The 13,086-nt window shown below is 51.9% G+C and carries 15 protein-coding genes; 7 read left to right on the top strand and 8 right to left on the bottom strand.

What is annotated here, in order from left to right:
• Positions 1–1,128 (top strand): hypothetical protein (locus ACT3TJ_RS17225; RefSeq protein WP_444622791.1); only part of this gene is annotated, 1,128 nt, incomplete at its 5' end.
• A gap of 33 nt (positions 1,129–1,161) precedes the next feature.
• Positions 1,162–6,465: an LPD38 domain-containing protein gene (locus tag ACT3TJ_RS17230; RefSeq protein ID WP_444666084.1), complete on the top strand. Its 5,304-nt coding sequence runs from the start codon at positions 1,162–1,164 to the stop codon at positions 6,463–6,465.
• Here ACT3TJ_RS17230 and ACT3TJ_RS17235 read toward each other — a convergent pair whose 3' ends face one another.
• Positions 6,466–6,708 (bottom strand): hypothetical protein, encoded by a 243-nt coding sequence (locus ACT3TJ_RS17235; protein ID WP_441680122.1) that lies wholly within the window; start codon positions 6,706–6,708, stop codon positions 6,466–6,468.
• Between the two features lie 119 nt (positions 6,709–6,827).
• Between ACT3TJ_RS17235 and ACT3TJ_RS17240 the strand changes: the two genes are divergently transcribed.
• Positions 6,828–7,376 (top strand): hypothetical protein, encoded by a 549-nt coding sequence (locus ACT3TJ_RS17240; protein ID WP_444624393.1) that lies wholly within the window; start codon positions 6,828–6,830, stop codon positions 7,374–7,376.
• Positions 7,377–7,454: 78 nt separating this feature from the next.
• Here ACT3TJ_RS17240 and ACT3TJ_RS17245 read toward each other — a convergent pair whose 3' ends face one another.
• The 3 genes from ACT3TJ_RS17245 to ACT3TJ_RS17255 form a co-directional block, all read right to left on the bottom strand.
• Entirely contained in the window at positions 7,455–7,598 is a 144-nt protein-coding gene (locus tag ACT3TJ_RS17245) for a hypothetical protein (RefSeq protein ID WP_441680119.1), read from the bottom strand.
• Positions 7,599–7,692: 94 nt separating this feature from the next.
• The gene (locus tag ACT3TJ_RS17250; protein ID WP_441680118.1) at positions 7,693–8,136 is read right to left on the bottom strand and encodes a DUF2335 domain-containing protein; all 444 of its coding nucleotides are present in this window, start codon (positions 8,134–8,136) and stop codon (positions 7,693–7,695) included.
• A gap of 270 nt (positions 8,137–8,406) precedes the next feature.
• On the bottom strand, positions 8,407–8,658 hold the full coding sequence (locus ACT3TJ_RS17255) for an Arc family DNA-binding protein (protein WP_441680117.1): 252 nt from the start codon (positions 8,656–8,658) through the stop codon (positions 8,407–8,409).
• 97 nt (positions 8,659–8,755) lie between these two features.
• Between ACT3TJ_RS17255 and ACT3TJ_RS17260 the strand changes: the two genes are divergently transcribed.
• The 4 genes from ACT3TJ_RS17260 to ACT3TJ_RS17275 are packed head-to-tail and all read left to right on the top strand — an operon-like array spanning position 8,756 to position 10,611.
• Positions 8,756–8,914, top strand: a complete 159-nt coding sequence (locus tag ACT3TJ_RS17260; protein WP_441680116.1) for a ribbon-helix-helix protein, CopG family — start codon at positions 8,756–8,758, stop codon at positions 8,912–8,914.
• Entirely contained in the window at positions 8,889–9,824 is a 936-nt protein-coding gene (locus ACT3TJ_RS17265; protein WP_441680114.1) for an antA/AntB antirepressor family protein, read from the top strand. Before ACT3TJ_RS17260 ends, ACT3TJ_RS17265 begins: the two co-directional genes overlap by 26 nt.
• Entirely contained in the window at positions 9,821–10,174 is a 354-nt protein-coding gene (locus tag ACT3TJ_RS17270) for a hypothetical protein (protein WP_441680112.1), read from the top strand. The genes ACT3TJ_RS17265 and ACT3TJ_RS17270 overlap by 4 nt, the downstream gene beginning before the upstream one ends.
• Complete coding sequence (locus ACT3TJ_RS17275) at positions 10,171–10,611, top strand: hypothetical protein (RefSeq protein ID WP_444622747.1); 441 nt, start codon at positions 10,171–10,173, stop codon at positions 10,609–10,611. Before ACT3TJ_RS17270 ends, ACT3TJ_RS17275 begins: the two co-directional genes overlap by 4 nt.
• A 267-nt stretch (positions 10,612–10,878) precedes the next feature.
• On the opposite strand, the gene ACT3TJ_RS17280 is transcribed toward ACT3TJ_RS17275, so the two are convergent.
• The 4 genes from ACT3TJ_RS17280 to ACT3TJ_RS17295 all read right to left on the bottom strand — a co-directional run bounded on the left by ACT3TJ_RS17280 (position 10,879) and on the right by ACT3TJ_RS17295 (position 12,953).
• Positions 10,879–11,022 carry an excalibur calcium-binding domain-containing protein gene (locus tag ACT3TJ_RS17280; protein WP_444622746.1) on the bottom strand — a complete coding sequence of 48 codons (144 nt, stop codon included), beginning with the start codon at positions 11,020–11,022 and terminating at the stop codon, positions 10,879–10,881.
• An 80-nt stretch (positions 11,023–11,102) separates the two neighbouring features.
• Positions 11,103–11,393, bottom strand: a complete 291-nt coding sequence (locus ACT3TJ_RS17285) for a helix-turn-helix domain-containing protein (protein WP_444622745.1) — start codon at positions 11,391–11,393, stop codon at positions 11,103–11,105.
• The gene (locus tag ACT3TJ_RS17290) at positions 11,386–11,718 is read right to left on the bottom strand and encodes a transcriptional regulator (protein WP_444622744.1); all 333 of its coding nucleotides are present in this window, start codon (positions 11,716–11,718) and stop codon (positions 11,386–11,388) included. Before ACT3TJ_RS17290 ends, ACT3TJ_RS17285 begins: the two co-directional genes overlap by 8 nt.
• 452 nt (positions 11,719–12,170) lie before the next feature.
• Positions 12,171–12,953 (bottom strand): 3-hydroxybutyrate dehydrogenase, encoded by a 783-nt coding sequence (locus ACT3TJ_RS17295; RefSeq protein ID WP_193057179.1) that lies wholly within the window; start codon positions 12,951–12,953, stop codon positions 12,171–12,173.
• Positions 12,954–13,086: the final 133 nt, after the last annotated feature.

Here is a 13,086-nt window from a genome sequence, read left to right on the forward strand (position 1 = left end):
GAAGCTCAGCAGAGAGCGAGAGATCAGGAGAGCATCCATATTGCGCTTGCTAAAGCGGGCCAATTCGGCCCTGAGTCCCTGTCCGAAATTGAGCTTGATCTAATGCGGCGAAGCCCTCATGTCTGGCCGGTGTTTGATTCTAGGTCTGATGCTGCGATTCAGCGAGCCGCTGATGTATTTGATATTAATAGCCCGGCTGATGCCAATGACATGGAGTCGCTGGATCAAGTTAATCTGTTGCTTGATGACCTCATTAATGTAGGCGAGGGTGGGAAAAAGCGAATTTCTGGCTGGTACCCGGCACCAGACGGTAACAGCGTTACAGCTGAGCTTGAAATGACTCGCGAGGACGGCAGTACGTATCGCGCTCCGATGACGGAGGGGCGTGGCACTGAAGAAGATGCGATGGTCATGCAGATTCCTATAGAAAAAATAGTTAATCACATTCAAGGGATACGTGCGATTCGCAACGCATTCAATGCAGGCGGCCCCGAAGTCAAAAATAACGCCAATCGAATGTTGGCGATATTGCGCGGCGAGAAGATTGAGTCTGGGATGAGCCAGGATCGGCTGAATGACATTCTTGATCGTTACACCAAGGACCAAACCTCAATTCTCACTGACGATGCCCTCATTGATGCAACTGACCGTCAATCACGACTCAATGAGTTGGACGCAGTTTATGCGCGAAATTTAGGTGTTGATGCTCCAACTCTTAGTGAGGCCCGGCAATACGCACAAAGCAGAGGATTATCGTTAACTCCTCAGCTTCTGCAAGCCGTGCAACAGGAGTTAACCTCCCAAGCCCCTGGTTTAGATGAAGGTGGTAATGAGGAGCCTGTGGGACTAAGCATTTCTGAAGAGGTCGAGCAGCGTCACCAGCAGCGTCAAAAAGCACGCGAGCAGCGCGCGCGCGTCAATGAGATTGATGATGTGCTTGGAGATATTGAACGCACAATGCAGCCGCCGCCCACCTATCGAGGCTCCATGCTTCATCGAACGCCTATTTCGCCTGAGCAGCGCCAAGCATGGCTACAGCAAATTGATGAACTAGAGGCAAGCGGCGATATGACAGATCGTCTGCGTGCTCGGGCGTTTAAAATTGCCGAGCAGTTACGCCAGCCATAACCCTTTTATTGTGCCAGCCGGGAGGCTCGCCGTATGACCGATATTAACCGCGAAGATTTGCGGCAGTTTATTCGACAACGCAAGGCGACGCCTGCTGTTGCTAGCGAACCCGTGCAGGATGATGAGCGCCGAGGCTTCACCGATGGCCTTCAGCAAGGCTGGCATGGGCTGAAAGCCTCAGCAGGTGGTTTAACCGCGCTGGCGGGCGAAAAGCTGGAAAGCGATGCGCTTTATGATGCGGGCATGGGACTTTATGACCGCGAAACAGCCCAAGCGGCGGAGCATGATCTGGGGTATGGGCTTAGTGATTTTTTCTCTGAGCGCGATGACTTGGAGCGAGACCCGGGATGGGGCGAGTACATTGCCCATAGCCTGGGGAGCATGCTGCCTTCGGTAGCGCTAAGCATGGGCACTGGCGGCGCAGGCGGCATAGCTGCCCGTGGTGTTGCGCAGGGCTTGACCCGCAATTTATCAGCACGCGGCGCAGCACAAGCCACCCAGGCTGGGCAAGTAGGCGGGGCTGTTGCGAGCGGTGCTGGCGAGTATACCGGCAGTTTATACGGTGAGCTGGGTGATTCAGATGTAGCGCTAGCTCATGGCGTTATTGCAGGGACGCTTGACGCTGTATTGCCTGCTGGCTTGCTGCGGACAATGTCGCCCGCCATGCGAAGCCAGGCCAGTAACGATATTACGCAGCGTGTACTGAAGGATGCTGCTGAACGTGGTGTGCTGGGCAATATAAAGCAAAGAGGTATGCAGGGCGCCGCAACAGAAGGCGTTACCGAAGGGCTGCAGTCCATTGTTGAGCAGCATGCGCGCTATTGGGTAGAGGAAAACGGGGAGTCATTGCTGGCCAACGCGCCAGACATAGATTGGCGCGGAGTCGTTGATGGTATGGGGGTTGGGGCTGTTGCAGGGGCGGGACTATCGGCACCATCAGGTGCTGTTGAGTCACGTAATGCACGTCGTGAACTGGACCAGCTGAATCAGCAAGCAGAGCAAAGCAGCGCGCCTGACCCCTTGGAAGAGGGGGCTGAAGGGGGAATTGACGAGGCGATCCCGGGAGATGAGGATGCCGATTCTAGCTATCAGCGGGCGAGCGATTTAGGTAACCGTATCCAAATGGCAATGTCGAGCGTTGATGATATTGCTGGGCGTGCCAAGGGGACGTTTGAGGCAACGACACGGCTGCGTAATGTTCGTCGTTTAATTGATGAGTCTGAACGTCATTTTGAGAATAACGAGATTGACCTTGCTGAAATCAAGCTTGGAAGGGCTCAAGAGATAGAGCGTAGTTTACAAGAAAACCTCAGCCGGACTGGCACAAGAGAGCGTCCAATTGAGGGCGAAGTTTATGATGAACCACCTGTTTCAGGACTACTTGGCCAAGACAACGCGCTAGGCCTGGAGGCGCCTGACCCTAACGTCATCAACATGGGCGGACCAACTGCCGACACCACGCATTACGAGCCGCAAGCTCGTCATGTACGCCGCGATGAAGGCATGGCCGCTCAGCGTGAAGGTGCTGAACACCTGCGCACGCAGGTGGCAGGTCAGCACCCACAGCTTGTTGATAGCGGCATTGTCTATGGTGATGGCCCCGTTGCAGGCAATGCCAACACTGGGCTTGATCAGCCATTCGCTGATCCTCGCTTTCAAGCATCACCTGAAGCCGCCTCACCGCAACGCGAAGCGATAGAAAGCCAGCAGGTAAACGCGCCTACTGCCGAAACAGCGCCCATACTAAAAGCCGATAGCAAGCCGTTCCAGACCCGTCGCGCTGTTGAGTTATCCAAACGTTTCCGCGATACGCCGAATGCTCAGCCTGTCGAGGTAGAAGGCGGATGGGGATTTTTAGCGCCCACTGAAACCGAAGCGACTACGTCTCAGGTACCGCGCTCGCCAGGCGCTACTCAAGGTCAAGATACAAGTATTTCACCCCCTGAATCACAAGTGCAGGCACCCGCAGATCGCGCTGAAGCTGAGCGCGTATTCAGCCAGCAGGGCTACTCCCTCAACCCTGAGCCTCGCACCCCTAACGCGGCGCCCATTCGCTCTGAAATTGAAGCTTCTATTCGTGACATGCCGGAAATGGCGGGCACCAGGGTTGTTCAGAGTACTGCCGAGCTTCCGCCTTCTGCTCTTATGGGCATGGCACTTCGTGGCGTTAATCCTTCAGACGTGCGTGGCATGTTTGTTGGTGATGAGCTTTATGTGGTCGCGGATAACGTAGACAGCGTTGAGGACGGCATTCGTACAGCGGTACATGAAGCAGTAGGCCATAAGGGGGTGCGTGGTGTATTGGGCGACGAGCTAGATACTGTTATGCGGCAGGTCTATAACTCTTTGCCATTAGATCCGCGCGGGCGTGAAGCGTTTAATGAGGTGTTGGAAAGCTACCCATTCCTTGATCGGTCCAACCCTGAACATCAGGTGATGATCGCTGAAGAGATGGTTGCACACCTTACTGAGAAAGGGTGGCAGCCTAATGTGCTGCGCCGTGCGGTTGCAAAAATCCGCGAACTGTTACGTCGGTATTTCCCTAACATGAACTGGACCGACGCTGATGTTATGCAGCTTTCCGAGCGTTCGCGCGACTACCTGCGGCAACAGCAGCGTGATACAGAGAGCCAAGGTGAACCCCATGAGCCTTCTGCGCCAAATAATGGCCAGCAAGGTGACGATACGCTGTTCAGTTTACGCAACGCCTTTGATGACTTTAGTGATGCTGACCGCTCAGCTGCTGAAAAAATAGGACGACCACCTACTACGCGCCGCCTTAAGGACTATTTAAAGCAGCGTTGGGATGGTATCGGGGAGCGCGTAAGGGTAGGTGCTGTTGATCAATATGCGGCTCTTAAGCGGCTGGATGAGCAGGTACACGGTAAAGATATGGCCGAGGAAAATATAACGGCCAGCAGTTGGGTGCTTGCTCGTATGTCGAGCGCGGCCAATGGGGCGCTGCATACCATGATGACAGCGGGTCGGCTTCGCTACATGGAAGATCAGCGCGTTATTTCTACGCGGGAAGATACGCGCGGACTTGGCGAGGTGTTGGGCGAGCTGGGTAGCCCCGCTGAAATTGAGCGCTTCTTCGGCTGGGTGGCAGGCAATCGATCAAAACAATTGGCCGATCAGGGGCGGGAAAACCTTTTCGAGCCAAATGAAATTGAGGCCATGACCACTTGGAACCGGGGGCGATTGGCTGATGGTCGTTCCCGTATAGGTGCCTATGCCAGCGTGTTCCGGGAGTTTCAGCAGTATCGTGACGATGTTCTCTCCATCGCAGAGGAGACGGGGGTAATAAGCAGTGATGCACGCGCGCTATGGCGTGATGAATTTTACGTGCCTTTTTACCGGGTGCAGCGTGATGAGAAAGCGCCGGCAGGACCGATGCCCGCGGCTGGTTTGTCGCGACAAAAGCAGATGAAAAAGCTTAAAGGGGGGAAAGAAAACCTTAACGACCTGCTTGAAAACACGATGCTAAATTTTCATTACTTGCTTGAAGCCTCGCTCAAGAACAGGGCCGCTTCCCAAGCGCTTGATAATGCCCGGCAGGCGGGTATTGCCCATCAGGTACCTGAAAGCAACCGGGACACACAGACAAGCACTTATGTGCTGCGTGATGGTAAAAAAACGTATTATCAGGTTGATGACCCGCTCGTTTTTAATGCACTGACAGCGCTCGCTGACCCTGGCATGAATAGCACCATGATGCAGTTTATGCGGCAAATGAAACGTATCTTTACCGTTGGCGTAACGGCAACGCCACAGTTTCAGGTTGCCAACCTGATGCGCGATTCTATGCAGGCGGTGGCGACATCCCCTGTGAGCAAGAACGCCTTCGGTAACGTTATCAAAGGTGGCATGGCGTATCGCGACGCCAAAATGATGGCGGCAGGTGGGTCGTTTCACTTCGGGCATGTATATGGTTCCAGCCCTGATGAGATACGGGCGCAGATGGCGAAGGTGCGTAGTGAAACCTTTACCATCAATAGCCTAAAAGACATGAAGCAAGGCATGAATCGCTTAATGGCCCCTTGGCAAAAGTGGACGGAGTTCAATAACTTTACAGAAAACATCAACCGTGCCCGTATCTATGAGCAAAACGCGGCAGAGCGCGGGGAGCTTTATGCCAATTTTCAGGCACGTGACCTGATTGATTTTGGTGCGCGCGGGGCTTGGCCTGCTATGCGCATCCTCACGGATATTGTGCCGTTTTTGAATGCTCGGATTCAGGGGTTGGACAAGATTTATCGGAGTGGTATCAAGCCTGGCACAAACGTGGTGGCGGCAGCATTTGGCTATGGTCAGCCGGGCGTGAGCGATAAGCAGGCCGCCGCCCGCTTCTGGGCCGTTGCGGGGGCAATGTCATTGGCATCCGTTGCGCTCTACTTGAATAACCGAGAAGAAGAGGAGTTTAAGAAGCTGGAAGATTGGCAAAAGGACAGCTACTACCATTTCTTCTTTGGGGACACTCATATCCAAATACCCAAGCCGTTTGAGGTAGGGGCGATTACCACGCTAGCGGAGCGCATCACAGAGCAATTTGTAGACGATGAGGCTACTGGCGATCTCTTTGCGCAGCGCTTGGGACACATGCTGACGCAGACCTTTTCCTTCTCGCCAGTTCCTCAAGCGGTACAGCCCATGCTTGATGTTTATTCAAACCGTGACGCCTTTACAGGCCGCCCAATTGAAAGCATGGGAATGGATCGCATGTCTCCAGAGTTGCGGCGCAGGGAGTCCACGACGAAGCTTGCTTCAGGCCTTAGCCATGGGCTTAATGCTACGGTTGGTGGTATTGGCGACCCCGACGACAATCCTTTTGCGCTAAGTCCTGTACAGGTAGATCACTTGATCGGTGGCTATTTGGGACAGCTAGGCAGCTGGGGAGCGGGTGCCATTGATATCGCCTGGAATACGGCGACTGGCCACGATACTCCCGCGAAGCGTTGGTATGAATATCAACCTGTTCGGCGTTTTTACCGAAATCTGGGCAATGAGGACACCTACACCAAATACGGAACTGTATTTTATGATGCCTTGCGGGAGGCGCAGCGTGCGCATACCGACATGCGAGAGCTAAGGGAAATGGGTAGGTTGGAAGAAGCTCAGGCGCTGGCACGCAATAAGGGCGACCTGCTGCGCTTAAGGCCAGCGTTGAACAGCGCCCAAACACGGCTTCGTACCATTGGCCAGCAGATTGAGGAAACGCAGCGCTCAGCGTTAAGCGCCGAAGAAAAGCGCCAACGTATCGACCGCTATAGAGCGATTCGCAATCAAATCCAGAAAGCGTTAGGCGAGAGAGTGGAACAAGCGCGTCGGGCTGGCTGATTAACGGCGGCGCTTACCACCTGTAGCGGCAACGCCCAAGAAGAACAGGGCCCCAAAGAGTAGCGGCGGGTAGTTAATCAGCACCGCCGCCACCAGTACAAAACCGGGAATAAACACGTAGCTAATGATCAGCCAACCACGCAGGGTCTTCCAGTGGTAACTGACTGTGGTCATCACGATCAGGCCGAAGAGGCCAAAACCTAGTATGACGGCGAGAATGTCGGCAGTTTCGGGTGATAGCATTTTAGGCCTTTCCTTTATGGTGTGGACGCGCGGGCATTAAGGCTTATACATTTGAGTTTGGGCTCAATCTAATTAAGGGAATTATGATGGTAGTTAGAATTACAGCTGCTGGGGCAGCCATGTTGCTATTAATTGGGTGTGCAAACTCTACGGGCGGATCACAAAATGTGGGCTGGCATAAAACAGGCGCTTCCAGTCAGGAGTTTTATAAGGATAGGGCAAGCTGTGCTGCAATGGCAGGGCCTGCTAACCATCAAATAGTCACTCCTCAGCAAACGGGATATGGCAGTTTAAGCTCTGGCTTTCAGCAAGGCTGGAATGCCATGTCTGCTGCTAATGCTGCGCAGTCTAATCAGCGAATTTTTGAAGACTGCATGAGAGGGAACGGCTGGTCTTTGATGACAGCCAGCGAGTCCAAGCGAAGAGATAGAGCACACGCCTCAACGCAAAGCCAGAAAGTAATAAAAGAAGATGCGTTCTGGGGGGGGCTTGAACAGCGAGTGCCAAATTTTAGAGAAATAAACGAGCAGAAAGCTTTTCACGACTGGCTTGCGCAACGCGATACAGTTACTGGACAGCAAAGACAAGATCTTCTCGAGGCGGCTCAAAACCGTCTTGACCATGAAGCCGTTGCTGAAATGTTTAGACAGTATCTGGCAACGCAATAATAAGAGATGGGTCTTTAGCATTTGCTAAAAACACTAAGCCACCGTACTCGGTGGCTTAGTGTTTATCATGTTGCTTACTTAAGCAATACGCTTACTGATCCAGGATACAGCACTATCAGTCAGCGACTCTTTGCCGTGGTGCTCACGGTGCTGACTCCAGATCATTCCACCTGACACAACGGCAAGACTTAGTAGCATTCCAGCAAGTAAAAATTCATTCATAATATACCTCGCCTTTGAAATTATTTTCTTGCTGCTTATCTGTGGCGTGCATTCAGGGCAAGCAGGCATGAGTTTAGGCAATTGCGAGGGCCTGCTATTGCTTGCTGCGCACCTTAATAAATACAGTGGCTACCGCTGCAACGCCACCAAGACCTAACGCTGATGCTGCAAGCTCATGGCCTTTTAACCCTAATAGAGCAGTGATACTTAGAAAGGCCACCCCAAGTCCAAAAGCCATCCATTGTCCACGCTGGATTTCGCCGATACTCGCATCTTGCGCGCGAACATCAGAATCGGCGATTCTTTCGTTTACTTGGTTTTCTTTCACTTCGCTCGAATGGCGATGTTCTTGCTCTTTCTCAGCCATTGCCAGGATACGTTCGGCAGAACCGGGAGCTATTTCTTCATACTTCCTCATTTCTGAGGAGGGAGGAAGGGGGCCTGAATAGCTCATCTGTTGAGCTATTAGACCCATTTGTTCGGGGGAAGACGAAGGGGCGTGTTCTACTTCACTCGGTGAGCTGGAGGTGTCTGCCATGCCGTTCCATTGCCTTCTTCATGTCCGTGCCAACGCGCATAAAATCGTCGCTCATAGCTTGTTTGTCATCCTTTGGCGAACTTATGACTGCCTCGAAACGACGGACAGGCTTTATGTTGCCTCTTTGTGCAGCGGAGACGCTTACTACACGAGCAAAGTGACCCGCGAAATTCTTAATTTTGAGACTCATAATTTTGTTACCTCGTAGCCTCCTAACAACATAGCGCATTTTGCTACATCTTAGATAGCGAAAAGCGGTAAAGGTTTAGGCTACTTATCGTCTTTCCGCTTGATGTCGAAGTTATTTTTCAGGTCTTCAAGCATCTTTCCGAACTCCCCTACCACTTTCTCAAGCTCATCCTCGACTTTATCCGGGCTACTTAAAGACAGCTCGAAGCTTTCCTGTAGGCGAGCGACGATCTCCGCTGTCTGGGTGCGGCGATTTTTTTTGGCCGCCTGCTGTATACGCTCCTTAAGGTCAGGTGGTATTCGCAGGTTTATCTGGGGGTCATCTTTTCTCATGCGCTAAATATGTAGCACGCTGCTATTGCGGTCAAGGTAGCAGCGTGCTACCTTGGGGTTGTTGGTAGCATGGTGCTACCTGCTGTAAGGAGTATTTATGGCTAACGCTAACCCGCAATTCAACCTTCGAATCGATCCAGAGCTAAAAGCTTGGCTCGACGCTAAAGCCAAAGAAACTCGCCTTAGCCGCACGTGGCTGGTCAACAACCTTATCCGTGAAGCAAAGCGCCATGATGAAGAAAAAACAGCAGCCTGAAACAAAAGAAGCCCCAGGTGCGGGAACACCTAGGGCTTCGGATACACAGAACCAACCCATCAAAGAAGGAAACTGCGCCATGAATAATAGCACTAATGCCATCATTATCGCCATTGAAGCTGCCACCATCGGCGGCGAAGCCATTAACACCGTAAATGCGCGGGATCTACACGAATTTCTTGAGGTTAAAGCTAAGTTCACCACCTGGATTCAAAGCCGTATCAAGCAGTACGGTTTTGTCGACGGACAAGACTTTGTGGCGCACGAAATGGAGCCCGGGAAAGGCTTTAAGATGGGCTCACAAAAAAATGAAGCCCTACAATCAATCACTTATGCTGATAACTTTGGACAGCAAGGAAGGGTCGAGTATCACATCTCTCTCGACATGGCTAAAGAGCTATCCATGGTCGAGCGCAATGAGAAGGGTAAGCAAGCCCGGCAGTATTTCATTGAGTGTGAGCGGCGCGCTAAAGAAGCCATCTCATCACTACCTGATTTTAGCAATCCAGTTATTGCCGCCCGGGCTTGGGCTGACGCTAAAGAGTCAGAGCAAAAAGCAGTGGCTCAGCGCGACCAAGCGATTGCCACCAAGGCTCAAATCAGCAGCAGCCGCGAAGCTTCGGTAATGGGAAAACTGTCCGCTGCCTCCCGTAAAGTGCATAAGCTAGAGCAGGAGCTAGGCCGAAATTCGACTGAGGCCACGGTAACCGCCGTTGAAAAAGCTATGGGCTGTAAGTATGGCAAGCAGGGCTTTCGGCCTCTGAAGAACTGGTGTAAGGAAAAGGGCATTACCCCAAACAAGGTACCGTGTCCCCGTTACGGCGAGGTAGTGGCTTGGCCTGCTGAGGCATGGCAAGCATGCTATGGCGTTAAGCTGGAAGAGCTGTTTGGTCGGGAGGAAGCGGCATGAGTAACATCATCGACTTTAACGCTCGGTCAAAGCTTGGATTATGCGATATGTGTGGCCGCCATGAGCCAGGCATGCAGTTGGTAAAGGATGAAGAAGACAAGGATATTCCTTATCGCAACCGCTGTGTTAGCTGTATTAGTGAATGGGGAGGTAGTGACGACTGCTTTTCGCACGTAATGGGCAAGTGTGACCCTGTCATTGACTTGGATACTCGGTGGCAGCTCCTTGCGTTGCTCTCTGGCATGGTTAGGCTTCGTGATAGCAGCGGCAGCACCGAAGTATCTAAGTTGGTCGGTCAGCTTGGTAGAATCATTGAGCGCCATGAGCCAGCCCTAGGGGGTGATTCATGAACCGCCTAACCTACGCTAACGACCTGCTGCGAAACGCAATCAGCCTGCTCACGTCACTATCAGCGGATGTAGAAGATATGCACTATGGGGCCCTAATGGGCACTATCCAGCAACTGGAGTTACTGCGGGAAGCTATCAACCTAAAAGCCTCGGTATTAACTGCTAGTGAGGCACTGCAAATAGATGTGGTGTCTATGCTGGGACACGAAGCGCTTTCGTTAAATGTTGCAGAGCTGCTTGATAATTATGTGTCGGTTCGCCTCAGCGGTCTTGAGGCTGCTGTTCTCAGCGTGCAATCTCGTTACCTGGATGCAGATGATAAGCCCTTAACCATGATTGGGCAGTCCATGTTTGAGGCGCGATGCTGGATAGGTGCGGCGGCCTATGCGGTGAATGCTGAATTGAATGCACAGCTAAGTGTTCGCTTAGTGGCATGACAGCACTAAACGAAAGTATGAGCATAGTCCTATATCGTCTAGATAGAATTTGCGCACAAGGTAGCTGGCATCTAGGCTGAAGTTGTCGGTGGCAGGAGAGCCACTGGAGAAACGGAAGTCACGCTCAGGAAGGGCGGCACAAGCTAGGAAGGCAAAAGATAAATAAAACGTCCCAGCCGGGGCGTTTTTTTTGCGTGCGTAAAAGCCTTCATACTATCCGTATAGCATTGGGTTCAGGTGTGTATGCCTTGCACAATAAACAAGGCATTAGCGGCATATCGATTGGCATGGCACACCGTTATTATTGCCGTCCAGACGCCCGTTTCCGCACTGGAGAAGATGAAACATCGCCTCTTCACACGAACTCATCTGACCGCATGACTTACGCTGATCGCAGCTGAATTCTGCCACTGGCTCTGAAAAAATGGTTTCGGTAACTCAAATGATACTGCCACTTCGCAAGCCCCCAGGCGGGGGCTAGTACGAAATTTCTAGGAAAGGTCAGTCAACGCTTCAGGATGCTTCTCAGCTACTCGAAGCAGTGTACGTGCAGTACCTGTAGGGACTCGACGGCCTTGTTCCCAACCACGAAGGGTGCCGGGGCTCACGTCCAATAGTTTGGCGAACTCCCCCTGCGATAAGCCCATGCGATGGCGAATTTCTGCGGCTTTGGGTACTTCTACTTGAGTTTCGCGAGCGGGCTTGCCTTGCTTCATTTGGCGTATGGAGGCCAGGAGTGTATTACCAAGCTCTTCACCAGTCATAAAGTCATTACTATGCATCTTCAATCTCCTCTTTAATCTGCTTGAGGATATGAGAGGGGATATTCCCACGCACTGATTTGGCATAGATCACCAGAAGCCAAATCTTTCCATCCGGTAAGCAGTTGTAATAGATAACACGTACACCGCCGCTTTTGCCTTTTCCGTGAAGCTTCCAGCGGACTTTACGACATCCGCCCGAACCTGGGATAACGTCACCAGCCTCAGGGTTTTTGGCTAGCCACTCAAAGAATGCAATTCGTTCGTCTTCACGTAATAGTGAATTAGCACTTGTCTTGAAGATGTCGGTTTCAGCGATAGTGTACATGGTGTAATTGTGCGTCACTGACGCACTTTGTGCAACTATAATGAGAGGGAGAATTCAGAGAAACGGGTAACTGCTTGAAGGGGGAAGGAGGTGGGTAATCAGGAGAAAAACCATTAGTATAACGGTTAATCGTTATACTAATGGCAATTAACTAGCTGATATTAAATAGAAAAAAGGCGTTTGTAGTCTGGTCTTGAAAACCGGCATAGGTTAATAGCCTATCCAGGGTTCGAATCCCTGTCCCTCCGCCACTTATCTCGAAAAGCCCCTGATTCTTCAGAGGCTTTTTTCGATTCTAAGCTCTGCATTTTTGTCCCAATACCTCCTCTATAGAATGCACCGGTCTTTCATTGTGTCCAGAATGTGCAAGCGCGGTGGCTTTGGCGCATTCTTGTAGCATGATTGGCACAGCTTTTTACTCTCTTACCCACCTGGCCTCAGCCACCAAGCCGCTTTCAGCAGACTAGCAGTTACTGCATAAACCAGCCGTGGCTTACTACCAACGACTGACCGGTCATCACATTGCTCTCGGCGCCCGCAAAGAACAGTACGGCATCGGCCACATCGTCAGTGGTAGTGAATTGCCCATCCACGGTGTCTTTAAGCATGACGTTCTTGATCACTTCCTCTTCAGTGATACCCAGCTCTTTTGCTTGCTCAGGGATCTGTTTGTCTACCAAGGGTGTGCGCACAAAACCTGGACATACCACGTTGGACGTCACGTTGTACTCTGCTCCTTCCTTGGCCAGCACCTTGCTAAGGCCGATCAGGCCATGCTTGGCGGTGACATAGGGCGCCTTGAGCTTAGAGGCCTCTTTGGAGTGGACCGAGCCCATATAAATTACACGGCCATAATTGGCGGCGTACATGTGCTTTAAACAGGCTCGCGTAGTAAGGAATGCGCCGTCAAGATGAATGGACAGCAGCTTTTTCCAGTCCTCAAACGGAAAGTCGACCAGCGGATGCACGGTCTGGATACCTGCGTTACTGACCAGGACGTCAATCTTGCCGTACTTGGCAATGACCTCATTGACCGCCTTTTCGACTTGCGCTTCGTCGGTGACGTTCATTGCCACCGCAAACGCATCGGCGCCCGAGGCCTTGATCTCTTCGGCAGTGGCCTTGGCGGCATCCAGGTTGAGATCAGCGATGATAGGAGTACCACCCTCGGCAGCAAAACGAATGGCAATTTCCTTGCCGATGCCGCTGGCAGACCCAGTAATAAGACCAATTCTGTTGTCAAAACGCGCCATGGTATACTCCTTTTAAGTGTTGGAAGTGCCATCAAGATAATCAAAAACAACCTGACCCAAGCCAAGGACCAGGTTGGCGATGCAGTGAGTGGCTGAAACCACGCCAAGAACCGGCAGATAAGCAGCATATAAT

It is taken from the genome of Halomonas sp. AOP30-A1-24, from assembly GCF_052378165.1.
Taxonomy (GTDB): Bacteria; Pseudomonadota; Gammaproteobacteria; order Pseudomonadales; family Halomonadaceae; genus Vreelandella; species Vreelandella citrativorans.